The 20,569-nt window shown below is 72.2% G+C and carries 23 protein-coding genes; 13 read left to right on the plus strand and 10 right to left on the minus strand.

The window, feature by feature from the left end; all coding sequences use genetic code 11:
• Positions 1–17: 17 nt before the first annotated feature.
• Together KBZ08_RS07785 and KBZ08_RS07790 are read right to left on the minus strand one after the other, a co-directional pair.
• A complete protein-coding gene (locus tag KBZ08_RS07785; protein ID WP_254972298.1) occupies positions 18–851 on the minus strand; it encodes a hypothetical protein in 834 nt (277 codons plus the stop codon).
• 25 nt (positions 852–876) lie between these two features.
• Positions 877–2,019, minus strand: coding sequence for a cysteine desulfurase family protein (locus tag KBZ08_RS07790; protein WP_254972299.1), 1,143 nt, complete (start codon positions 2,017–2,019; stop codon positions 877–879).
• Between the two features lie 6 nt (positions 2,020–2,025).
• Here KBZ08_RS07790 and KBZ08_RS07795 point away from each other — a divergent pair, with 6 nt between their 5' ends.
• Genes KBZ08_RS07795 through KBZ08_RS07805 form a run of 3 tightly spaced genes read left to right on the plus strand, consistent with a single transcriptional unit; the run spans position 2,026 to position 4,516 of the window.
• Positions 2,026–2,604 (plus strand): hypothetical protein, encoded by a 579-nt coding sequence (locus KBZ08_RS07795; protein ID WP_254972300.1) that lies wholly within the window; start codon positions 2,026–2,028, stop codon positions 2,602–2,604.
• Positions 2,605–2,613: 9 nt separating this feature from the next.
• Positions 2,614–3,411: a response regulator transcription factor gene (locus KBZ08_RS07800; RefSeq protein ID WP_254972301.1), complete on the plus strand. Its 798-nt coding sequence runs from the start codon at positions 2,614–2,616 to the stop codon at positions 3,409–3,411.
• Complete coding sequence (locus KBZ08_RS07805; protein ID WP_254972302.1) at positions 3,395–4,516, plus strand: RluA family pseudouridine synthase; 1,122 nt, start codon at positions 3,395–3,397, stop codon at positions 4,514–4,516. Before KBZ08_RS07800 ends, KBZ08_RS07805 begins: the two co-directional genes overlap by 17 nt.
• Before the next feature lie 244 nt (positions 4,517–4,760).
• Here KBZ08_RS07805 and bchM read toward each other — a convergent pair whose 3' ends face one another.
• Positions 4,761–5,501: a magnesium protoporphyrin IX methyltransferase gene (gene bchM, locus KBZ08_RS07810; RefSeq protein WP_254972303.1), complete on the minus strand. Its 741-nt coding sequence runs from the start codon at positions 5,499–5,501 to the stop codon at positions 4,761–4,763.
• Between the two features lie 31 nt (positions 5,502–5,532).
• Complete coding sequence (locus KBZ08_RS07815; protein WP_254972304.1) at positions 5,533–6,768, minus strand: N-acetylglucosamine-6-phosphate deacetylase; 1,236 nt, start codon at positions 6,766–6,768, stop codon at positions 5,533–5,535.
• A 48-nt stretch (positions 6,769–6,816) separates the two neighbouring features.
• Here KBZ08_RS07815 and purE point away from each other — a divergent pair, with 48 nt between their 5' ends.
• Both purE and KBZ08_RS07825 read left to right on the plus strand, forming a co-directional pair.
• Positions 6,817–7,374 carry a 5-(carboxyamino)imidazole ribonucleotide mutase gene (purE, locus tag KBZ08_RS07820; protein WP_254972305.1) on the plus strand — a complete coding sequence of 186 codons (558 nt, stop codon included), beginning with the start codon at positions 6,817–6,819 and terminating at the stop codon, positions 7,372–7,374.
• A gap of 94 nt (positions 7,375–7,468) precedes the next feature.
• Positions 7,469–8,569, plus strand: coding sequence for an AI-2E family transporter (locus KBZ08_RS07825; protein ID WP_254972306.1), 1,101 nt, complete (start codon positions 7,469–7,471; stop codon positions 8,567–8,569).
• On the opposite strand, the gene cysC is transcribed toward KBZ08_RS07825, so the two are convergent.
• From cysC to KBZ08_RS07840, 3 genes are read right to left on the minus strand one after another with little or no spacing between them, the layout of a single operon-like run.
• On the minus strand, positions 8,544–9,170 hold the full coding sequence (gene cysC, locus KBZ08_RS07830; protein ID WP_106219331.1) for an adenylyl-sulfate kinase: 627 nt from the start codon (positions 9,168–9,170) through the stop codon (positions 8,544–8,546). The genes KBZ08_RS07825 and cysC overlap by 26 nt on opposite strands.
• A gap of 44 nt (positions 9,171–9,214) precedes the next feature.
• Positions 9,215–9,538: a translation initiation factor gene (locus tag KBZ08_RS07835; protein ID WP_254972307.1), complete on the minus strand. Its 324-nt coding sequence runs from the start codon at positions 9,536–9,538 to the stop codon at positions 9,215–9,217.
• A complete protein-coding gene (locus KBZ08_RS07840; protein ID WP_254972308.1) occupies positions 9,531–10,541 on the minus strand; it encodes a phytanoyl-CoA dioxygenase family protein in 1,011 nt (336 codons plus the stop codon). The genes KBZ08_RS07835 and KBZ08_RS07840 overlap by 8 nt, the downstream gene beginning before the upstream one ends.
• A gap of 136 nt (positions 10,542–10,677) precedes the next feature.
• Here KBZ08_RS07840 and trpB point away from each other — a divergent pair, with 136 nt between their 5' ends.
• Positions 10,678–11,937, plus strand: a complete 1,260-nt coding sequence (gene trpB, locus KBZ08_RS07845; RefSeq protein ID WP_254972309.1) for a tryptophan synthase subunit beta — start codon at positions 10,678–10,680, stop codon at positions 11,935–11,937.
• A 16-nt stretch (positions 11,938–11,953) separates the two neighbouring features.
• Here the strand turns inward: trpB and KBZ08_RS07850 are convergent, their stop codons facing one another.
• From KBZ08_RS07850 to KBZ08_RS07860, 3 genes are all read right to left on the minus strand, one after another.
• Positions 11,954–12,739: a proteasome-type protease gene (locus tag KBZ08_RS07850; RefSeq protein WP_015110394.1), complete on the minus strand. Its 786-nt coding sequence runs from the start codon at positions 12,737–12,739 to the stop codon at positions 11,954–11,956.
• Positions 12,739–13,749 carry a heat-inducible transcriptional repressor HrcA gene (locus KBZ08_RS07855; RefSeq protein WP_254972310.1) on the minus strand — a complete coding sequence of 337 codons (1,011 nt, stop codon included), beginning with the start codon at positions 13,747–13,749 and terminating at the stop codon, positions 12,739–12,741. The genes KBZ08_RS07850 and KBZ08_RS07855 overlap by 1 nt, the downstream gene beginning before the upstream one ends.
• A gap of 81 nt (positions 13,750–13,830) precedes the next feature.
• The gene (locus KBZ08_RS07860; RefSeq protein ID WP_254972311.1) at positions 13,831–14,193 is read right to left on the minus strand and encodes a rhodanese-like domain-containing protein; all 363 of its coding nucleotides are present in this window, start codon (positions 14,191–14,193) and stop codon (positions 13,831–13,833) included.
• Positions 14,194–14,247: 54 nt separating this feature from the next.
• Between KBZ08_RS07860 and KBZ08_RS07865 the strand changes: the two genes are divergently transcribed.
• The 7 genes from KBZ08_RS07865 to nuoK all read left to right on the plus strand — a co-directional run bounded on the left by KBZ08_RS07865 (position 14,248) and on the right by nuoK (position 20,552).
• Positions 14,248–15,861 (plus strand): DUF3352 domain-containing protein, encoded by a 1,614-nt coding sequence (locus tag KBZ08_RS07865; RefSeq protein WP_254972312.1) that lies wholly within the window; start codon positions 14,248–14,250, stop codon positions 15,859–15,861.
• 2 nt (positions 15,862–15,863) lie between these two features.
• Positions 15,864–16,394 carry a phosphohistidine phosphatase SixA gene (gene sixA / locus KBZ08_RS07870; protein WP_254972313.1) on the plus strand — a complete coding sequence of 177 codons (531 nt, stop codon included), beginning with the start codon at positions 15,864–15,866 and terminating at the stop codon, positions 16,392–16,394.
• Positions 16,395–16,462: 68 nt separating this feature from the next.
• Entirely contained in the window at positions 16,463–17,680 is a 1,218-nt protein-coding gene (locus KBZ08_RS07875) for a citrate synthase (protein ID WP_106219323.1), read from the plus strand.
• A 51-nt stretch (positions 17,681–17,731) separates the two neighbouring features.
• Positions 17,732–18,883: an NADH-quinone oxidoreductase subunit NuoH gene (gene nuoH / locus KBZ08_RS07880; RefSeq protein WP_254972314.1), complete on the plus strand. Its 1,152-nt coding sequence runs from the start codon at positions 17,732–17,734 to the stop codon at positions 18,881–18,883.
• 78 nt (positions 18,884–18,961) lie between these two features.
• Positions 18,962–19,600, plus strand: coding sequence for an NAD(P)H-quinone oxidoreductase subunit I (gene ndhI, locus KBZ08_RS07885; protein ID WP_106219322.1), 639 nt, complete (start codon positions 18,962–18,964; stop codon positions 19,598–19,600).
• Positions 19,600–20,226 carry an NADH-quinone oxidoreductase subunit J gene (locus KBZ08_RS07890; protein WP_106219321.1) on the plus strand — a complete coding sequence of 209 codons (627 nt, stop codon included), beginning with the start codon at positions 19,600–19,602 and terminating at the stop codon, positions 20,224–20,226. The genes ndhI and KBZ08_RS07890 overlap by 1 nt, the downstream gene beginning before the upstream one ends.
• Positions 20,223–20,552, plus strand: a complete 330-nt coding sequence (gene nuoK, locus KBZ08_RS07895; protein WP_106219320.1) for an NADH-quinone oxidoreductase subunit NuoK — start codon at positions 20,223–20,225, stop codon at positions 20,550–20,552. The genes KBZ08_RS07890 and nuoK overlap by 4 nt, the downstream gene beginning before the upstream one ends.
• Positions 20,553–20,569: the final 17 nt, after the last annotated feature.

Here is a 20,569-nt window from a genome sequence, read left to right on the forward strand (position 1 = left end):
CGGCCGCCCAGGCGCCTTCAGCGGCCGGGCAGGGGCGGCAGAGGATCGGGGCCGCCGCCGGCCAGCACCAGCTGCCGGTAGGCCGCCGTGGCGATGCAGACCACCAGGGGCCAGGCCACGAAGCCGCCCACCAGGCAGGCCAGCAGACCCAGGAGCACCAGCAGACCTTCGATCAGGGTGAGCAGCAGCACCATCAGCCAGCTGGGGTCCACCAGGGACCGCCCGCGCTGCACGGCGGTGCGGGAGCCGGCGCGCTCGAACAGCACGATCTGGGTGAGGAAGCTCTGGTTGATCGCCAGGTAGATCACCCCCAGCAGCACCACCCCCAGCAGCAGGGCGAACACCACCGCCAGGCTCAGCCCGAGCACCTCCACCAGGGTGCGGCTGAACGGCACCAGCTGGTCGGCGTAGACGCTCAGCAGGGCCAGGGGCCCGCCCACCAGCAGCAGCAGGCCGAGCAGGGGCACCGCCACCAGTGCCACCAGCACCAGCCAGGCGCGCAGCAGCCGCAGGAAGGCCTCCCCGTCCCAGCGCATCAGCTGCCCGAGGGAGGGGTGGCCGCCCTGCAGGGCGCTGCCGGCGCCGCGCACCAGCCCGATGGCGCACCAGAGGTTCAGCAGCAGGTTGGCCGTCAGCCCGATCAGGTAGAGCACCCAGTCGAAGGGGTCGCTGGAGGCCACGCCGCCGCTGCTGATGCGGCTCTGCAGGGGCTGGATCAGGAACTGGAGGGCCACCACCAGCAGGGGGAAGCCGACGAAGGGGCCCGGGCTGCGACTGAAGGCCCGCCAGCCCTCCTGGAGCGCATCACCGAAATTGAGCCGGGGGCCCTGCCGACCGCCGGGTGTGGACATCAAGGGAAGGGCGCAGACCCGAAAGCTAGACAGCCACCCGCAGCTCCGCCACCGCCTCGCCCACCGCCGCCACGGCAAGGTCGATGTCAGCCGCCGTGGTGCCCCGACCCAGGCCGAAGCGGATCGCGGCGCCGGCGGCGTGGCGGTCGAGGCCGAGGGCGGCCAGCACGTGGGAGGGGCTGCCCTGGCTGCAGGCCGAACCGCTGCTCACCGCCAGCACCCGGCGCAGCTGGCGGTGCAGGCGGGTGCCGTCCACCCCCTCGACGCTGACGTTGAGGCTGTGGGGCAGGCACTGGCGCGGGTGGCCGTTGCGGCGCACCCCGCCCAGGGCCGCCAGACCCTCCCACAGCCGGTCCCGCAGGGCCCCGAGCCGTCCGGCCCTCGCCTCCCGGTCGGCCAGGGCGCCGGCCACCGCAGCGCCGAGGCCCACGATCAGCGGCACCGGCAGGGTGCCGCCCCGCAGCCCGCCCTCCTGGCCGCCGCCGAGCTGCTGGGGGGCGAGCGCCACGCCCGGGCGCCGCAGCAGGGCTCCCACCCCCTTGGGGCCGTACAGCTTGTGGCCGCTGAGGCTGAGCAGGTCGATGCCGAGGTCGGCCATGGCCAGCGGGATGTGGCCCACTGCCTGGGCGGCGTCGCAGTGGAACAGCACACCCCGCTGGCGGCAGAGGGCGCCGATGGCGGCCAGGGGCTGCAGCACACCGATCTCGTTGTTCGCCGCCATCACCGACAGCAGCAGGGTGTCGGGGCCCAGGGCCTCCGCCAGCCGGTCGGGGTCCACCAGGCCATCGGCTCCCACGGGCAGCACTGTGAGCGGAAAGCCATGGCGCTCCAGCCAGGCCAGCGGCTCCAGGACGGCCCGATGCTCGGTGGCCAGGGTCACCAGCCGGCGGCGGGGGTCCCCCCGCTCCAGGGCCGCCTCGGCCGCCCCCCGCAAGGCCAGGTTGTTGGCTTCGGTGGCGCCGCTGGTGAAGATCACCGCCTCGTCGGCCATGCCCAGCGCGACGGCCACCCGGTGGCGGGCGATGTCCACCGCCGCGCCCGCCTCCAGGGACGGCCGGTGCAGGCGGCTGGAGGGGTTGGCGGGGTTCGCCGTCCACCAGGGCGCCATGGCCGCCACCACCGCCGGATCGCACGGGGTGCTCGCGTGGTGGTCGAGGTACGTCAGCATGGGGCCATGCTGAACCGTCTCCGCTGCCTCGGTGTCACCCCCCTGCGGCTGGGGTCGGCCTTGCCGATGGCCCCGCTGGCGGCGTTCACCCTGGCAGCGGCCGCCGTGACGGCGGCCGTCCCCCTGGTCCTGCCCCGCCCGGCGGCCGCCCAGGGCGAGTCCCGCAGCAACGAGGAGAGCCGGCCCAAGGGCTTCAAGGTGCTGCTGGACCGGGTCACCCACCGGGGCCGGGAAGTGGTGGGCATCTACGGCCCGGTGGCCGAACCCGCCCAGCCCGGGATGTGGCGGGTGCAGGTGTGGGAGGAGCTCGACGACCGGGTGACCGTCGCCACTGACAAGATCGGCTGCAGCGTCACCGCCCCCCTGCGGATCACCGGCAGCTCCCGCCGCCTGATCATCCGTGAGCTCAACCCCGGCGGGGTGATCACCCCGGCCAACCGCCTCGATCACCTGATGTGGTGGGCGGTGTGCGTGCCTGAGCAGGCCGGCAGGGATCCCGCCGGCCTCGGTCCGGTGGCCCGCCAGCTGGGTTACAGCGGCCTCCTGCCCGAGCGGGAACAGGTGGTGCTTGGTCCTGGTCGATAGATTTCCCCCATGAGCCAGGAACCCTCCGCCGCCGCCGGCCCCATCCCCGAGCCGTCCGGGCCGCCGGAGGGGGCCGAAGCCGCCGTCAGCACCCCGGTGCGGCTGCTGCTGGTCGATGACGAGCCCGGGCTGCGCACGGCGGTCAAGGCCTACCTGGAAGACGAGGGGTTCGCCGTCACCACCGCCAATGACGGCGAGGAGGGCTGGACGGCCGCCCAGGCCCAGATGCCCGATGTCGTCATCACCGATGTGATGATGCCCCGCTGCGACGGCTACGGCCTGCTGAAGCGTCTGCGGGCCGATGAGCGGCTCGGGGGCACGCCGGTGATCTTCCTCACCGCCAAGGGCATGACGGCCGATCGCATCGCCGGCTTCCAGGCCGGCGCCGACGACTACATCCCCAAGCCGTTCGATCCGGACGAGCTGGTGGCCCGGGTGCGCAACGTGGTGCGGCGCCAGGAGCGGCTGCTGGCGGAGGCGGCCCGCTTCGCCGATGCCGACATCGGCGCCATGGCCCGCCAGATCACCGAGATCCGCTCGATGCTGGGCGGCGGCGGCGGTTCCGGCACCGGCAGCGGCGGCAGCACTCGCAAGCCCGTCAGCGATGTGCGCCTCGACTTCACACCCCGCGAGGCCAGCGTGCTGCAGCTGGTGGCCGAGGGAATGATGAACAAGGAGATCGCCCGCCGGCTGGAGACCTCGATCCGCAACGTCGAGAAGTACGTCAGCCGGCTGTTCATCAAGACCGGCACCGCCAGCCGCACCGAGCTGGTGCGCTTCGCCCTCGAGCATGGGCTGGTGGATTGATGGTCCCCCGTCCCTGGCTCTGAGCCTGCCCCCGGGCTGGCTGCCCTCCCGCCCCAACGGCGGCTGGGCCTACCGCGACCGCATCCCCCCCGCGGCGGCCGGCCTGGGGGTGGTCGCCTTCTATGCCGGCCGCTACGGCCACTCCAGCGCGGCGGCATGGGAGCGTCGTCTGACGGCCGGCGAGATCAGCCGCAACGGGGTGCCGCTGCAGGCAGGCGCGGTCCTCGCCGGCGGGGATCGACTCGTCTGGCACCGACCGCCCTGGCCGGAGCCGGCCGTCCCGGCCCACTGGGCCGTGATCCACGACGACGGCGACCTGCTGGTGATCGACAAGCCCAGCGGCCTGCCCGTGCTGCCGGCGGGCGGCTTCCTGGAGCACACCGTGCTGCGGCTGCTGGAGCGCCGCCACGGCGACGACCCCGCTGGCGTGCCGCGACCGGTGCACCGCCTGGGGCGTTTCACCTCCGGTCTGCTGGTGTGCGCCCGCCGGCCAGCCACCCGCGCCTGGCTGAGCGCCCAGCTGCGCGAGAGCACGGGCTCCCTGGCCAGTGGCGCCAGCGGTGGCGTTGGTGGCGGGGAGGCTGGCGGCGTCGGTGGCGGGGCCCCGCCCTGCCGCAAGCTCTACCGGGCCCTGCTGGTGCCGGGCCGGCTGGCCCTGGCGGCCGGCGACAGCCTGGCGATCACCACGCCGATCGGCCGGCGCCCCCACCCGCCGCTCGGGGAGATCTGGTGCGCGGCCGAGGCCGGCGATCCGGCCGCCCTGCCGGCCCGCAGCCAGCTCACCCTGCTGGCGACGGGCCATGAGGCCGATCTGGTCGAGGTGGCGATCGTCAGCGGGCGCCCCCACCAGATCCGCATCCACTGCGCCGCCATCGGAGTGCCGCTGCTGGGGGATCCGCTGTACGGGCCGGGCGGGCGGGCCCGCCCCGGGGCCCTGCCGGGGGAGGGTGGCTACCGGCTTCAGGCCCGCTGGCTGCGGCTGCACCACCCCGAGGGATCAGTTCTGGAGCTGGAAGCCCCAGCGGCGGAAGGCCTGGGCACGACGGCGGAGTGTCCGGCCACCCAGGATCACACCAACCGCTGCAGCGGCGGGCCTAAGGGCTGATCGGTGCGGTGCGGTGCGGTGCTGTGCCGTGCCGCTGGACCACAGGCCCTCGGACCTGGGTGGCGCGTGCATGGCCGTTCGCGCCTGCATGGCGGTTCGATGGTTCCCCTCAGACCGTGTACAGGCTGTACACAATCCGGAATGGCCAGGGGCGACCTGCCTGGCCGATCTTGATGAGAACGCCCATCGGCCCCGCCCCTGCGCCAGGACCTCCGGCGCCACCCGGGCGATCGCATGGCGCTGATCAGGCCGACTCCCGCTCGAAGGCGATCAGGCGGGAGAAGTAGAACGGCGCCTGGTTGAGGCTGCGGTGCACGGGGCGGAAGCCGGCGGCGGCCGCCGCCGCCACGATCCCGTCCTCCCGCAGGGTGTAGGCGCGGGTGGTCTTGCTGGGCCCGGGGAACAGCTGGCCGATCTGTTTGAGCACCGCCAGCAGCGGCGTGTAGGGGGCGAAGCTGACGATCAGCTGGCGCTCGGCCATGGCCGCCAGGTGCCGCACCATCGCTTCGGCGGCCGCCTGGGGGTAATGGATGAAGACATCCAGGCAGATCACCGTGTCGTAGCGGCCCTGGAGGCTCTCCAGATCGGAGACGCTGAAGCTCAGCCGCTCCGAGGCCAGACCGGCCTCGCTGGCCCGGCGGCTGGCCTCGGCCACCATGGCGGCGGAGAGATCGCTGGCGGCGATCGCGCCGGCCCCGAGGGCCGCCAGGGGCAGGCTGAGGCTGCCGACACCGCAGCCGGCGTCACAGAAGGTGCGGCTCCCCAGGTTGCCCTGCTGCTGCAGCCAGGCCAGCACCGCATCCACGGTCTTCTGGTGGCCGAGGCGGATGTTGCGCTGGACCCGGTTCACCTCCTCACTGTCGCTGTAGATGCGATTCCAGCGCTCGAAGCCGGTGCTCTCGAAGTAGGCCTGCACCTCGGCCTTCTCGGCCTGCGTCTCGGCCTGTACCTCGGCGGGTGCGGGGGGTTGCAGTTCCGGGGGCATGGGGCGCAGGGCCGTTCAGGTGGGCCGGATCTTAGGGAGCTGGCGCCTGGGGCACCGCCTCGGATCCCCCGGCCATCGCCGCAGATCCACCGGCCACGGCCGCGGGGCGCCGCCAGTCCAGGCGCCCATCGGCCGCCGTGCTCCAGCGCAGGGTGTCCGCCAGGGGCCGCCCCAGCAGCAGCTGCTCCAGCGGCTGTCGCTCCCCCAGCAGGCGCCGCGGCGCCAGGGTGGCGGCGGCGATCGAGGCCGCCACCAGGCCCCCCCAGCCGGCCAGCCGCCGCACCCCCTCCAGCAGTGGCAGGGTCACCCCCGCCAGGGTGCCGTCCTCCAGCCGGCAGCTGCCGTCCTCCACCAGCAGGACGCGCTCGTCCCAGCGGTGGCGGCCGTCGGCCAGTCCGTAGGGGGCCAGGGCATCACTGACGATCACCACCTGCCGGGGCGCCAGCCGCTGCAGCAGCACCGCCATGGCGGGATCGACGTGGACGCCGTCGGCGATCAGCCCCAGGGCCACCTCCCCTTGCCGCAGGGCCTCTCCGACCGGCCCCGGGGCGCGGTGGTGCAACCCGGCCATGGCATTGAAGCTGTGGGTGAGCATCCCCACCCCCTGGGTGAAGGCCCGGCGGGCCTGGGCCGCATCGGCGCCGCTGTGGCCCAGGCTCACCACCACGCCGGCGGCCCGCAGCGCCGCGATCACCGCGTCGGCCCCGTCCAGCTCCGGGGCCAGGGTCACCAGGGCGACATCGGCCTCCGGGCCGCCCGTGAAGCCGGCGATCAGCCCCTCGAGGGCGGCCCGGCTGGGGGCCTGCAGGTGCTGGGCCGGGTGGGCGCCCCGGCGTTCCGGCGCCAGGAACGGTCCCTCCAGGTGGGCGCCGAGCACACGGCAGCGCCCGGGCCGGTGCCGGCGGCGGGCCTCGGCCAGCACCGCCAGGGCCCGACGCAGGGCCTCCGGGGCGCAGGTCACCAGGGTGGGACAGATGGCGTCCACCCCGTCACTCCACAGCAGCTCCAGCAGGGCCTCCAGGCGGGGCAGGTCGCCGAAGCCCAGTTCGGGAAAGGCCAGACCCAGCCCGCCGTTGATCTGCAGGTCCACCCCCCCCGGGGACAGCCAGTCGCCGTCCCAGTCCTCGCCGGCGGCCCGGCTGCCCGGCGGCGTCGGCCGCACCCGGGCGATCCTGCCGCCGTCGTCGACACCGACCCGCCAGCGCCAGCCCGCCTCGGCCCGGGCCGGGTCATCGCCCGCCAGTCGCAGGTTGGTCAGCCAGCGCATCCGGGCAGCGGCGGGACGGGACAATGCCATCCTCGCCGCCCCCGCCCCATGGATCCCGAGTCCGCCCCGTCCGCCGACGTCCCAGCGCCCCGGGTGGCGATCGTCATGGGCAGCGATTCCGACCTGCCGACCCTGGAGCCGGCCGTGCGGATCCTGGAGCAGCTGGGGGTGGCCAGCGAGGTGCGGGTGCTCTCGGCCCACCGCACCCCGCGGGAGATGGCGGCCTTCGCCGAGGCGGCCGCGTCCCGGGGAGTGCGGGTGATCATCGCCGGGGCGGGCGGCGCCGCCCACCTGCCCGGCATGGTGGCGGCCTTCTCCATGCTCCCGGTGATCGGCGTGCCCGTGCGCAGCCAGGCCCTCTCCGGGGTCGACTCCCTCCATTCGATCGTGCAGATGCCGGCGGGAATCCCCGTGGCCACGGTGGCGATCGGCGGCGGCCTCAACGCCGGCCTGCTGGCGGCGGCGATGCTGGCGATCGCCGATCCGGTGCTCGCGCTGGCCCTCGAGGCCTACCGCCGGGGCCTGCACGACCAGGTGGTGGCCAAGGATGCGCGCCTCCAGGCCCTGGGCAGCGCCGCCTACCTGGAGCAGATGGACCGGGGATGAGGACCCGGGCCCCTCTTCCCTGGCTGGTGCCGGTCCGGCAGGCCAAGCTGGTCGGCGATCGTCGATCCTCCGGGGCCAGGCCCCGCTCCCGCTGATGCTCGAGCGGCTGGTCCTGCCCCCCTGGCTGCGGTTCTCCCTGGCCCTGCCCCTGCTGGTGCTCAACCTCTGGGTGCTGCGCCAGCTGCTGGTGCCCCTGGCGCCGTTCCCGGCCCTGTTCCTGACGGCGGCCCTGCTGGCCTTCCTGCTCGACATCCCCAGCCGCTGGCTGATCCAGCGGGGGCTGCCGCGGGCCCTGGCCCTGCTGCTGGTGCTGGGCCTGAGCCTCTCGGCGGTGGTGCTGGCGGCCCTGGTGCTGGTGCCGCGCCTGGTGGAGCAGCTCGGCGACCTGGTGCTCGCCCTCCCGGGCTGGCTGGCGGAGGGGGAAACCCTGCTGGGGCAGCTGCAGAGCTGGGCTACGGAGCGGGGGCTGCCCACCGATTTCGGCGGCCTGAGCAGCGATCTGATCACCCGCACCAGCAAGATCGCCTCCCAGCTGAGCCAGCAGGTGCTGGGGATCCTGGGGGCCACCGTGAGCATCACCGTCAACACGGTGATCGTGCTGGTGCTGGCGGTGTTCCTGCTGCTGGGGGGCGAAGGCATCGCCAGGGGCTTGGCGGAATGGCTTCCCTCCGGCACCCGCGCCCTGGTGCTCAGCACCCTGGATCGCACCTTCCGTGGCTACTTCGCCGGCCAGGTGGTGCTGGCCCTGATCCTCAGCGGCGCCCAGTGCCTGGTGTTCACCCTCCTGGGGATTCCCTACGGCGTGTTGTTCGCGGTGGCGATCGGCTTCACCACCCTGATCCCCTACGCCAGTGCCCTCACCATCGTGGGGGTGAGCGTGCTGCTGGCCCTCGAGAATCCGCGCACCGGCCTGGAGGTGCTGGCGGTGGCGATCAGCGTCGGCCAGGTGGTCGACCAGGTGATCCAGCCGCGGCTGATGGGGTCGATCGTGGGGCTGCAGCCGGCCTGGCTGCTGATCAGCCTGCCGATCGGCGCCCGGCTGGGGGCGCTGATGGGGCTGGGGGAACTGCTGGGCCTGCTGCTGGCGGTGCCGGTGGCCAGCTGCGCCAAGACCTTCCTCGATGCCTGGGCGCTGCGCCTGCGCAGGGAGTGGTCAGAACCGGGGCCGCTCAGGCCTCCGCCGGAGCCGGAATGATGCCGCGGCGCTCCAGTTCCGCCATCACCTGGGCCACCGAATCCTCGAGGCCCTGCTCGCCGGTGGCCACGCGCAGCTCGGGGGCCTCCGGGGCCTCATAGGGGCTGGAGATGCCGGTGAACTCCTTGATCTCGCCGGCCCTGGCCTTGGCGTAGAGCCCCTTGGTGTCCCGCTGTTCGCAGACCGCCAGGTCGGCGGCGCAGTGGATCTCGAGGAAATCACCCGCCTCCACCAGCTCCCGGGCCCGCTGACGGTCGGCGCGGAAGGGGGAGACGAAGGCGGTGAGCACCACCACGCCGGCATCCAGGAACAGCTTGGCCACCTCACCGATGCGGCGGATGTTCTCCTCCCGGTCGGCGTCCGAGAAGCCCAGATCGCTGCACAGCCCGTGGCGGACGTTGTCGCCATCGAGCACGTAGCAGGCCAGCCCCTGCTCGAACAGGGCCGAATTCACCGCATTGGCCAGGGTGCTCTTGCCTGCCCCCGACAGGCCCGTGAACCAGAGGATGGCGCTGCGGTGGCCCCGCTGGTGGGCCCGGGCGGCGCGGGTCACGGTGGAGTGGTGCCAGACGATGTTGGTGGCCTTGGCCGGCGAGGTCATCTCGGACACGGAAACGGGGCGGTGGCTTCGGGGCGCATTCTCCCCTACCCCCCCGCCTGCTTCGGTCGGTAGCCGTCCTTCTCCAGGGCGGCCAGGGCCGCCGCCACGTGGTCCCCCTGCAGTTCGATCACCCCGTCCTTGAGGGTGCCGCCGGTGCCGGCGCTGGCCTTCAGCCGCTTGAGCAGCAGGCGCAGCTCGGCCTCGGGCGCCTCCAGCCCGGTGATGGCGGTGACCAGCTTTCCCCCCTTGCCCGCCTTGGTGCGCTGCACCCTCACCTTCTGCAGTGCCCGGGGCGTCGTGGCCGAGGCGGCCTCCGGCCGCTGCAGGCTGTCCGGCCCGCTGAACTCCCGCCAGCCCCCCTTAGGCATCGGTGGGCCCTCCCGCGATCAGCCACCTGAAGCGGCGGCCGGTGGCGGCCACCAGCCGGGAGGGCAGCGACCTGGGGCGCATCGTCTCGGGCAGGGTGGGGGGGTCGGAGAAGTCGTAGCCATCCCCGACGCGGTGCCGGGCCAGGGCCTTGTGGCCGGCGGCGGCCGTGTAGTGGCAGACGTAGGACCGGCGGGTGAGGCTGGGATCGCGCATCGGGGTGCCGCCGTGGATCAGGGCCCCGTGCCAGATCAGCACATCGCCCCGGCGGGGCAGGTAGATGCTCGGGGTCCAGCCCTGGGCGTCGATCAGGGCCTGCAGGTACGGCCCGTAACCCGCCGCCCTGCGGGGATCGCCGTCGCGGCTGGCGAGGATGCCGCCCCCGTTCCAGTCGTAGAACTGATCGGCCTCCAGCCGATGGGAGCCCTTGTAGTATACGAGCGGTCCGGCCCGATCGCTGATGTCCTCCAGGGGGATCCAGGCGGCGGCCAGGTGGCCCAGGCGGCTGTGGTGGTGCACGTAGGAGAAGTCCTGGTGGAGGGACTGCTCGCTGCTCTTCCAGAAGGTGAGCGTCTGGATCAGCCCCGGCGCCGAACCGAAGAGTTCATCGAGGAAATGGATGATGGGATCGGCGAAGGCCAGCGAGCGGGCCGCCTCGAAGTAACGGTGCAGGTCGTTGAGCTTCAGCCCCGGGCCGGCATCGCGGAGATCGGTGATGCCGAGCAGCGACAGATTGCGCAGGACCCGGGCCTCGTAGTGCTCCGCCTTGCCGTCGATGCCGATCATCCCGTGCAGCAGCGAGGTGCGGGCCAGAGCCGGCAGGGCCTCGAGGTCGCGGTCCATCCGGTCGAGGAGCTCCGGGTCCAGCACCTGCGGAAAGATCACCACCCCATCCCGCAGGAACTCGAGCACGGGGCCCGAGTAGATCCGGCCGGCCAGTTCCGGCTGCTGTCGATACAGGCGTTCCGCCAGAGGCAGGGAGGTCAGATAGTCGGCGGGAAGCATCTCTGGCGTTCGTGGGCGACTCGGTCGGCAGCCGTTCCGGTGCGGGGTTCTCCGGTGGCGTCCGGATGGCCCCTCCGCCGCTGCCGCCCCGGGTGGCGGCTCCCTAAGGTGAATTATCTCCCCTTGCGCAGCGCCGGTGACCAGCACCGCCCCAACCCGCAGCGCCGATCCTGCCGAGCTGCAGCCGTCGGTCCGCCCGGATGGCCTGGGCCGTTTCGGCCCCTTCGGCGGGCAGTACGTCCCGGAAACGCTGATGCCCGCCCTGGCGGAACTGGAGGCGGCCGCGGCCGAGGCCTGGGCCGATCCCGCCTTCACCGCCCGGCTGGATCACCTGCTGCGCACCTACGTGGGCCGGCCCACCCCCCTGTATGAGGCCGAACGGCTCACGGCCCACTACCAGCGGCCTGAGGGTGGTCCGCGCCTGTGGCTGAAGCGGGAGGACCTCAACCACACCGGCGCCCACAAGATCAACAACGCCCTGGGCCAGGCCCTGCTGGCGCTGCGGATGGGCAAGAAGCGGATCATCGCCGAAACCGGCGCCGGCCAGCATGGTGTCGCCACGGCCACGGTCTGTGCCCGTTTCGGCCTGGAGTGCGTCATCTACATGGGCGCCGAGGACATGCGCCGCCAGGCCCTGAACGTGTTCCGGATGCGGCTGCTGGGGGCCACCGTCCAGCCCGTCACCGCCGGCACCGCCACCCTCAAGGACGCCACCAGCGAAGCCATCCGCGACTGGGTCACCAACGTGGAGAGCACCCACTACATCCTCGGCTCGGTGGCCGGCCCGCACCCCTACCCGATGCTGGTGCGGGATTTCCACGCCGTGATCGGCCAGGAGGCCCGGAGCCAGTGCCTGGAGGCCTTCGGCCGGCTGCCGGATGTGCTGATCGCCTGCGTGGGCGGCGGCTCCAACGCCATGGGGCTCTTCCATCCCTTCGTCGAGGACGCCTCCGTGCGCCTGATCGGGGTCGAGGCGGCCGGCGAGGGTGTCGCCACCGGCCGCCATGCCGCCACCATCACCGAGGGCCGGGTGGGGGTGCTGCACGGTGCCATGAGCCTGCTGCTGCAGGACGACGAGGGCCAGGTGCAGGAGGCCCACTCGATCAGCGCCGGCCTCGACTACCCAGGCGTCGGTCCGGAGCACAGCTACCTGCGCCAGATCGGCCGGGCCGAGTACGCCGCCGTCACCGATGCCCAGGCCCTGGAGGCCCTGCAGCGGGTGAGCGAACTGGAGGGCATCATCCCGGCGCTGGAGACGGCCCACGCCTTCGCCTGGCTGGAGTCCCTCTGCCCCAGCCTGGCCCCCGGCACCGAAGTGGTGCTCAATCTCTCCGGCCGCGGCGACAAGGACGTCAACACGGTGGCGGAAAAGCTGGGCGACGGGCTGGCGGGGTAGGTCCTCCCTGGGGCCCTCAGAGGGGGTCGTGCTCCCAGGGGAAACGCGGCAGCTTGTTGAGCCCCTCCTGCATGTGGCGGGCCCAGACGTCCATGGTGTGCTGGATCTCGGGAGCGTCCTTCTCCAGCTTCAGGTGCCGGGTCACCTTGAAGGCATCGCGGGGCAACAGGGCGATCTCGAAGGGCGGCCCCACGGTGAGATTGGAGCGCCTTGTGACGATCTCCGACACCAGGCAGAGCCGCGCCGCATCCTCCAGGGAGAGGTCGGGGCGGCCGATGTAATCGAGGGGAGGCTTGCCGTACTTGGTTTCGCCGATCTGCAGGAAGGGCGTGTCATCGGTGGCCATGATCGCGTTCCCCTGGGGATAGATCATGTAGAGCCCGTGGGGCTGGCCCGCGATCTGGCCGCCGAGGATGAAGCTGGCCTCGCCGCTGGCACCCGCCTGGCGCAGGTTGGGATTGAACTCCTTCTGCACCATCACGTTGAGCCGCCCGATGTAGTCGGCCACCTCGAACAGGTAGCGGGCGGTGAGCATGCTCGGCCCGGCGGGGGGGTCGTCCTGGCGGGTCCACTGGGGGCTGGGGCCGGCGCCATGGTTCTCGATGTCACGGCGGATCCGGTTGAGCACCGCCTGGGTGGTGCCCAGGTTGCCGGCCGCCATGAGCACGAACAGCCGGTCGGGGGCCGGCGCCAGCACGTGCATCTTGCTGTAACTCGAGATGTAGTCCACCCCCGCGTTGGTGCGGGAGTCGGAGGCGAACACCAGGCCGCTGTGGAGCAGGAAGCCGAGGCAATAGGTCATCAGCTGAGCAGCCTCTCCAGGATCGAGGCCACCGACTGAACCGCGGCGCGGGCGGTGGCGTAGGCCATCCGCATCGGACCCACCAGGCCCACTTGGCCGCGGCCGCCGTGTCCCGTGCGGTAAGTGGCCTGCACCACCGAGCACTGGCCGAGGGCCGCGTGGGGATGCTCGGTGCCGATCCAGATCGCTTCGGTCGCGACCGGGGCCTGGGGGCCGGTGATACCCAGCAGGGCACGGGGGCCATGCTCCACCAGCTGCACCACGGGCAGCAGGCTGGAACTGTGGCGGAATTCGGGCTGGGCCAGCAGCCCGCCCAGGCCGGCGGCCACCACCGCATCGAGCTCCTCGCTGCGGATGCGGCCGTGGCTGTCGAGGGCCTGGCGCAGCAGTCCGCCGCTGCGGCGCAGCTCCGCCGGCAGCCGTTCCCAGGGGATGCGGCCGCCGCCGCCGGCCCGGAGCTGCTGATTGCTCCAGCGCTCCAGGATCGGCAGCTCCTCCTCCAGCCCGGCGCCCAGGCGCAGGTTGAGGCTGGTGCTGAAATCGGGCCCCTGGACGAGGAACACCAGCAGCCGGTCGCCGCTGGGCACGAGCCGCACCGCCTGCAGCAGGGGGCTGGGCCGCTGGGGGCGGGTGATCAGGCTGAGCAGGCCGGTGAGATCGGCCAGGCGGCGGGCCAGGTGCAGCAGCAGATCATCGAGGGCGGCCCACTGCAGGCTGATGCCGGCCAGCTCGCGCTCCAGCTGCAGGGCGGCGGCCCCCGGGGCCGGCAGCAGCTGATCGACGTAAAGGCGGTAGCCGCGCTGGCTGGGGATCCGGCCGGCGGACGTGTGGGGCTGGGTCAGCAGGCCGCGCTGCTCCAGGGCCCCCATGGCCGTCCGCACCGTGGCGGGGCTGGCCGGCAGCCCGAAACGCCGGACCAGCGTGTGGCTGCCCACGGGTTCGACGGTGTCCACGTAGTGCCGCACCGTGGCCTGGAGGACCTCCTGTTGTCGGCGCGGCAGCGTGTCCAAGGAATGGGGGGAAAAGTTGAAAAGCTAAACAGAACCTTCATCCTAGGCGCGACGGACCCGCCCTCCGCCGTGGCAGGGGGTTCAGTAACGGGGAACCCGGGGATCCACCTCCCGGCTCCAGGCGTCGATGCCCCCCTGCAGGTTCCAGACCTCGCCGTAGCCCTGCTCCTGCATCAGCCAGCAGGCGAAGTGCCAGCTGCGGATGCCGGCATGGCACAGCACCACCACCGGCTGTTGCCGGTCGAGCAGGGTCTCCAGCTCCGGGATCCATTCGCCGGAGCGGCTCAGGGGCAGATGCACCACCGGGTGGGGCAGGCGTGCCTCTTCGAGCTCCCGGTCCTCCCGCACGTCCACGATCCGGAGCGGTTCCCCCTCCGCCAGGCGCCGCTGCAGCTCCATGGCGGAGAGGCTGCGGGGGGGGGCCGGAGGGGTCGGCTCGTCCATGGCGGGCGTCGGAGGGGGGGTGGCGTCAGGATGGTCCCATCCTGCTGAGAACGCATGAAGGCCCGCCCATTCCTGGCGGTGCTGCTGGCCCTGGTGCTGGTGGTGTTCGGTCTTGGGCTCGGTGGCTGGTGGCTGGTGTGGCAGCGCAGTGCCCTGCGTCTCCAGCGGCTGCCGCTGGAGGTGCCGCGGGCGGCCCGGTTCGTGCCCCGGGACGCCCCCTTCAGCCTCCACCTGTTCACCGACGGCGAGCAGCCCCTCGACTACGCCCGGGCCGTCGCCCCGCCCCGCCAGCGACGCCAGGCGGCGGAGGCGGTCGGCCGGCTGCGCGACGGGGCCTTCGCCGCGGCCGGTCTCGACTACGGGACGGAGCTGAGCTCCTGGCTGGCGGCACCGGTGGGTCTGGCCCTGTTCGAGGCGGATGCCGGCGGCGCGGCGGGGTCGACCCGGCGGGGGGGCTGGCTGCTGGTGCTGGGCAGCCGGGACGACGGCGGCGCCCGCCGCTTTCTGCAGCGTTTCTGGCAGACCCGCAGCCTGGCGGGCACGGATCTCCAGATCAGCACCTACCGGGGCCTGGGGCTGATCAGCGGCCGGGGGGCCCTGCTGGGCCGGACGCCGATGCCCCTGGCCACGGCCCTGGTGGATGACGACCTCGTCCTGATCGCCTCGGGACGGGGGGTGCTGGAGCAGGCCCTCGACGTGTCCCAGATCGATGAGCTCAACCAGGCCGGCCAGCCCGGCTTCCAGGAGGGGCTGCGGCGGCTGGGCACCGGGGCCGCCCTGGTGCAGGCGGCCCCGGACGCCCTGGAGCGCTGGCTGGGGCTGCCGCTGCCGGCTGCCGCCGACCAGCGGCCCGGCGGTCTGCTGCTGGCCCTGCGGCCCGATGGCCGCAGCCTGCGGCTGTCGGGCCTGCTGGAGCTGCCGCCGCAGACGGCGCTGCCCCAGGTCGGTGCCGACGGCGACCTGGGGCGGGCCCTGCGGGCCGCCCTGCGCCGCCCCTCCGCCAGCCTCGCCCTGGTGCAGGACCCCGCCGCCATCGCCGCCATCCCCCTGCTGCAGCCGCTGCTCACCCGCCTGGCCGGAGGAGCCGGCGCGGCGGGGTCCCTGCCCGCCCTGGTGGTGGGGACTGACGGGGGGCCCCTGCTGGCCGCCGCCAGCGGTGAGCGCTGGCTGCTCGGCACGGCGGCCGACCGGCCGGAGGCGGCGGCCGTCGAGGCCTCCCTGGCGGCCGATGGCCTGATCGCCGCTCCCCTGGAGGTGGAGGGCCGCCCGCTGCAGGTCTGGACGCGGCTGCAGGCCGGACCCACCCGCCGTGACGGCAGGGCCGAGCAGTTGCAGGCCCCCCTGCTGGGCTGGCGCTGGCAGCGGGGCGACCAGGCCTGGTGGGGGCAGTCCCTGGGGCAGCTGGAGAGCCTCGAGGGGCCCACTGCGAAGGGCGCGGCGCGCCCCCAGGACCCGCTGGAGAACCTGGCCGCCCCCGGGGCTGCCCTGCAGTGGGCCCTCGATGGTCCGCGGGCCCGCGACCTGCTGGCCTCCTGGCAGCCGTGGCAGCGCCTTACCGCCCTGGCCGGCGGATCCCTCAGCGATCCCGTGGCGGGCCTGGCCCTGGCCCTGACCGGAGAGCCCGGGGGCCTGACCGTGGACGCGCGACTTGACTTCGGGGACGCCTGACCATGGCGTCCCTGGCCTGGGAACTGCTGCTGCTGCGCCACGGCATCGCCGAGGAGCGCAGCCCCGACCGGGTCGATGCCGAGCGGGAACTCACCGCCGCCGGTCGGGCCCGCACCCGGGCCGTGCTGGAGCGGGCCGCCGGTCTGGGGTTGCGGGCCGATCGCCTGCTCTCCAGCCCCCTGGCCCGGGCCCGGCAGACAGGGGAGATCGCCTGCGATGTCGGGCTGGCGGAGGGCCTGGAGCTGGCCCAGGCCCTGGAGCCGGGGGGTGACCCCCTGCCCCTGCTGCCGGCCTGGCTGAGCCAGGCGGAGGGGCGCCCGGGGGCGCCCTGCCGGCTGTTGCTGGTGGGCCATGAACCGGACCTGGGGCTGCTGGCGGCCCGCCTCCTGGGGGCGCCGCCCGGCGCCATCGCCCTGCGCAAGGCTGGCCTGGCCCTGCTGCGCCTGCCCCTGGTGCCGGCCGGGGCGGCCCTGGCCGGCACCGCCCGGCTGGAATGGCTGGTGCGGCCGAAGCTCTGGCTGCCCAGCCCCTGAGCCGGCAGCCGGCGCTACGGCAGACGCCCGTTCCTGCGCCTAAGTTCGTCCCATCCACAGGATTCGGCATGGCGGCGGTGAGCACCCCAGAGGCCAACGACCCTCAGGGCACCCCTCCCTCCCCATCGCCCCCGGCGCCGGCCACACCCACGTTCCGCCCCGGCCTGGAGGGGGTACCGGCCACCCAGTCGGCGGTGTGCGATATCGAAGGCCAGCGGGGCCTGCTCACCTACCGGGGCTACCCGATCGAGCAGCTGGCCAGCCACAGCAGCTTCCTCGAAACCGCCTACCTGCTGATCTGGGGGGAGCTGCCCACGATCTTCCAGCTGCGGGAGTTCGAGCAGGAGGTGCAGATGCACCGGCGGCTCAGCTTCCGCATCCGGGACATGATGAAGTGCTTCCCGGCCACGGGCCATCCGATGGATGCCCTCCAGGCCAGCGCGGCCTCCCTGGGGCTCTTCTATTCCCGCCGCGCCCTGTACGACCCCCAGTACATCGTTGATGCGGTGGTGCGGCTGATTGCCAAGATCCCCACGATGGTGGCGGCCTTCCAGCTGATCCGGAAGGGCCAGGACCCGATCCAGCCCCGGGACGACCTGGCCTACTCGGCCAACTTTCTCTACATGCTCACCGAGCGGGAGCCCGATCCCCTGGCGGCACGGATCTTCGACGCCTGCCTGATCCTGCATGCCGAGCACAGCCTCAACGCCAGCACCTTCAGCGCCCGCGTCACGGCGAGCACCCTCACCGACCCCTACGCGGTGGTGGCCTCGGCGGTGGGCACCCTGGCCGGCCCCCTGCACGGCGGTGCCAATGAGGATGTGCTCGACATGCTCGACCAGATCGGCAGCATCGACCAGGTGGAACCCTGGCTCGATCGGGCCATCGCCCAGAAGCAGAAGATCATGGGCTTCGGTCACCGCGAGTACCGGGTCAAGGATCCCCGGGCCGTGATCCTCCAGGGCCTGGCCGAGGAGCTCTTCCAGCGCTTCGGCCACGACGCCATGTACGACGTCGCCCTCAAGCTGGAGGAGGTGGCGGGCCGGCGGCTGGGGCCGAAGGGCATCTACCCGAACGTCGACTTCTACTCCGGTCTCGTCTACCGGAAGCTGGGTATTCCCCGCGACCTGTTCACCCCCATCTTCGCCATCGCCCGTACGGCAGGATGGCTGGCCCACTGGAAGGAACAACTGGGTGCCAACCGCATCTACCGTCCCTCGCAGATCTACACCGGCCCCGCGGAGCGGGGCTGGCTCCCCCTGGAAAGCCGTCCGGTTCCTGGCTGAGTCACTGGCTGACCCGTTCCCCCCTAGGTTCCCCTCCAACGGAGTTCTCTGATGCTGTCCACTGGCCTGATGGGTGCCGCCATCGCTCCCCCCGGTCTCGATCTCCAGTCGAGCTTCCTTGACCTCGCCCAGGCCATGGGTCTCACCCCCGCGGCGGCCCGCCTGCTGTGGCTGCCCCTGCCGATGGTGCTGGTGCTGGTGGGGGCGGTTGTCGGGGTGCTGGTGAGCGTCTGGCTCGAGCGCAAGATCTCGGCGGCGGTGCAGCAGCGCATCGGCCCGGAGTACGCCGGCGCCCTGGGGGTGCTTCAGCCCCTGGCCGACGGCCTCAAGCTGGTGTTCAAGGAGGACATCATCCCGGCCCGGGCCGATGCCCTGCTGTTCAGCCTCGGCCCCGTGCTGGTGGTGGTGCCCGTGATCCTCTCCTGGCTGGTGGTGCCCTTCGGGCAGAACCTGCTGATCAGCAACGTGGGGGTGGGCATCTTCCTGTGGATCGCCCTGAGCAGCATCCAGCCCATCGGCCTGCTGATGAGCGGCTATTCCAGCAACAACAAGTATTCGCTCCTGGGCGGGCTGCGGGCCGCCGCCCAGTCGATCAGCTACGAGATCCCCCTGGCCCTGGCGGTGCTGGCGGTGGTGATGATGAGCAATTCCCTCAGCACCGTCGACATCGTCGCCCAGCAGACCGGGGCCGGCATCTTCAGCTGGAACATCTGGCGCCAGCCCGTCGGCTTCGTGATCTTCTGGATCTGTGCCCTGGCGGAGTGCGAGCGCCTGCCCTTCGACCTGCCGGAGGCCGAGGAGGAGCTGGTGGCCGGCTACCAGACCGAGTACTCCGGCATGAAGTTCGCCCTCTTCTACCTGGGCAGCTACATCAACCTGGTGCTCTCGGCCCTGCTGGTGTCGGTGCTTTATCTGGGCGGCTGGAGCTTTCCTGTGCCGGTCGAGTGGATCACCGGCTGGCTCGGTGTCTCCCCCGACGCCCCCCTGGTCCAGGTGATCACCGGTTCGATCGGCATCGTCAGCACGATCCTCAAGGCCTACCTGCTGGTGTTCTTCGCGATCCTTCTCCGCTGGACCACCCCACGGGTGCGGATCGACCAGCTGCTCGACCTGGGCTGGAAGTTCCTGCTGCCCATCGCCCTGGTCAACCTTCTGGTCACCGCCGGTCTCAAGCTGGCCTTCCCGGTCGCCTTCGGCGGCTGAACCCGTTCCCCGGATACCAACACAGCGGCCCCCACCGGGCCATCATGGTCCCCATCCCGTAACCCCCACGCCCCTGCCATGTTCGGGTTTCTCAAGCAAGTCGGTGACTACACCCGGGAGGCGGTGAGCGCGGCCCAGACGATGACCCAGGGGCTGGCGGTCACCTTCGATCACCTGCGCCGGCGGCCGATCACGGTCCAGTATCCGTACGAGAAGCTGATCCCCTCCGAGCGCTACCGGGGCCGCATCCACTACGAGCTCGACAAGTGCATCTCCTGCGAGGTGTGCGTGCGGGTCTGTCCCATCAACCTGCCCGTGGTGGACTGGGTGATGAACAAGGCCACCAAGAAGAAGGAACTGCGTAACTACTCGATCGATTTCGGGGTGTGCATCTTCTGCGGCAACTGCGTGGAGTACTGCCCGACCAACTGCCTCTCCATGACCGAGGAGTACGAGCTGGCGGCCTTCGACCGCCACAGCCTCAACTACGACAACGTCGCCCTCGGCCGCCTGCCCACCAGCGTCACCTCCGACCCGGCCGTGTTCGCCCTGCGGGAACTGGCCTACCTTCCCAAGGGCGCCATGGATCCCCATGGGGTGCCCGCCACCGAGCCGCGGGCCGGCCAGCTGCCGTCCCAGGTGCTGGAATCGCTCCAGCCGGTCCCCAGCGGTGGGCCGTCCGCCGCCGCCCCCTCCGACAGCACCGCAGAGTCCTGATGTCGATCGCTTCCACCACCCAGCAGATCTGTTTCCTGGTGCTCTCGGCCACCACCGTGATCGGTGCCCTGGGTGTCGTCCTGCTGCCCAACATCGTCTATTCCGCCTTCCTGCTGGGTGGCGTCTTCCTTTCGGTGTCCGGGCTCTACCTGTTGCTCAACGCCAGCTTCGTCGCCGCCGCCCAGATCCTGGTCTATGTCGGGGCGGTCAATGTGCTGATTCTGTTCGCGATCATGCTCGTGAACAAGAAGGAAACCCTCGCTGCGATTCCCGGCCTGCTGGTCCGCCGTCTCCTGTCCGGGGCCGTCTGCGCCGGCCTGTTCGCCCTGCTGCTGCGGGTGGCGTTCACCACCCCGTGGGCCCTGCCGGGCCCCACGCCGGTAGGCGAGGAGGCCACCATCCGGATCGGTGAGCACCTGTTCACCGACTACCTGCTGCCCTTCGAGCTGGCTTCGGTGCTGCTGCTGATGGCGATGATCGGGGCGATCGTGCTGGCCCGCCGCGACGTCTTCAGCACCGATGTGATCACCGGTGAGCCGGCCGATCAGGGTCTGATCGAGAAGGATCGCACCCCGCTGCTGATCGAGACGTCCGCCAACGCCCCCACCCTGCTCACCAAGCCATGATCTTCGACGCCGCCTCCCCGATCCCCCTCGAGGGCTTTCTCGCCGTCGCCGCCATGCTGTTCTGCGTGGGTGTCTGGGGGCTGATCAACAGTCGCAATGCCGTGCGGGTGCTGATGAGCATCGAGCTGATGCTCAACGCCGTCAACATCAACCTGATGGCCTTCTCCAACTACCTCGATGGTCAGCTGATCCGCGGCCAGGTGTTCGCGATCTTCGTGATCACCGTGGCGGCCGCCGAGGCCGCCGTCGGTCTGGCGATTCTGCTGTCGCTCTATCGCAACCGCGAAACCGTCGACATGGAGCGCTTCAACCTGCTGCGCTGGTAGCGGTGCCAGCGTCCGCG

The sequence above is a fragment of the Cyanobium sp. Candia 9D4 genome (assembly GCF_024346155.1).
Taxonomy (GTDB): domain Bacteria; phylum Cyanobacteriota; class Cyanobacteriia; order PCC-6307; family Cyanobiaceae; genus Cyanobium; species Cyanobium minutissimum.

What these genes read in the sequence shown, in the direction of transcription:
- KBZ08_RS07860 (WP_254972311.1), bottom strand. Translation starts at nt 14,193, where the DNA reads ATGGACGAGCCGACCCCTCCGGCCCCCCCCCGCAGCCTCTCCGCCATG.
- KBZ08_RS07875 (WP_106219323.1), top strand. Translation starts at nt 16,463, where the DNA reads ATGGCGGCGGTGAGCACCCCAGAGGCCAACGACCCTCAGGGCACCCCT.
- nuoK (WP_106219320.1), top strand. Translation starts at nt 20,223, where the DNA reads ATGATCTTCGACGCCGCCTCCCCGATCCCCCTCGAGGGCTTTCTCGCC.
- KBZ08_RS07850 (WP_015110394.1), bottom strand. Translation starts at nt 12,739, where the DNA reads ATGACCTATTGCCTCGGCTTCCTGCTCCACAGCGGCCTGGTGTTCGCC.
- KBZ08_RS07805 (WP_254972302.1), top strand. Translation starts at nt 3,395, where the DNA reads ATGGGCTGGTGGATTGATGGTCCCCCGTCCCTGGCTCTGAGCCTGCCC.
- sixA (WP_254972313.1), top strand. Translation starts at nt 15,864, where the DNA reads ATGGCGTCCCTGGCCTGGGAACTGCTGCTGCTGCGCCACGGCATCGCC.
- KBZ08_RS07890 (WP_106219321.1), top strand. Translation starts at nt 19,600, where the DNA reads ATGTCGATCGCTTCCACCACCCAGCAGATCTGTTTCCTGGTGCTCTCG.
- purE (WP_254972305.1), top strand. Translation starts at nt 6,817, where the DNA reads ATGGATCCCGAGTCCGCCCCGTCCGCCGACGTCCCAGCGCCCCGGGTG.
- KBZ08_RS07815 (WP_254972304.1), bottom strand. Translation starts at nt 6,768, where the DNA reads ATGCGCTGGCTGACCAACCTGCGACTGGCGGGCGATGACCCGGCCCGG.
- nuoH (WP_254972314.1), top strand. Translation starts at nt 17,732, where the DNA reads ATGCTGTCCACTGGCCTGATGGGTGCCGCCATCGCTCCCCCCGGTCTC.
- ndhI (WP_106219322.1), top strand. Translation starts at nt 18,962, where the DNA reads ATGTTCGGGTTTCTCAAGCAAGTCGGTGACTACACCCGGGAGGCGGTG.
- KBZ08_RS07865 (WP_254972312.1), top strand. Translation starts at nt 14,248, where the DNA reads ATGAAGGCCCGCCCATTCCTGGCGGTGCTGCTGGCCCTGGTGCTGGTG.
- cysC (WP_106219331.1), bottom strand. Translation starts at nt 9,170, where the DNA reads ATGACCTCGCCGGCCAAGGCCACCAACATCGTCTGGCACCACTCCACC.
- KBZ08_RS07785 (WP_254972298.1), bottom strand. Translation starts at nt 851, where the DNA reads ATGTCCACACCCGGCGGTCGGCAGGGCCCCCGGCTCAATTTCGGTGAT.
- KBZ08_RS07825 (WP_254972306.1), top strand. Translation starts at nt 7,469, where the DNA reads ATGCTCGAGCGGCTGGTCCTGCCCCCCTGGCTGCGGTTCTCCCTGGCC.
- bchM (WP_254972303.1), bottom strand. Translation starts at nt 5,501, where the DNA reads ATGCCCCCGGAACTGCAACCCCCCGCACCCGCCGAGGTACAGGCCGAG.
- KBZ08_RS07795 (WP_254972300.1), top strand. Translation starts at nt 2,026, where the DNA reads ATGCTGAACCGTCTCCGCTGCCTCGGTGTCACCCCCCTGCGGCTGGGG.
- KBZ08_RS07790 (WP_254972299.1), bottom strand. Translation starts at nt 2,019, where the DNA reads ATGCTGACGTACCTCGACCACCACGCGAGCACCCCGTGCGATCCGGCG.
- KBZ08_RS07835 (WP_254972307.1), bottom strand. Translation starts at nt 9,538, where the DNA reads ATGCCTAAGGGGGGCTGGCGGGAGTTCAGCGGGCCGGACAGCCTGCAG.
- KBZ08_RS07800 (WP_254972301.1), top strand. Translation starts at nt 2,614, where the DNA reads ATGAGCCAGGAACCCTCCGCCGCCGCCGGCCCCATCCCCGAGCCGTCC.
- KBZ08_RS07840 (WP_254972308.1), bottom strand. Translation starts at nt 10,541, where the DNA reads ATGCTTCCCGCCGACTATCTGACCTCCCTGCCTCTGGCGGAACGCCTG.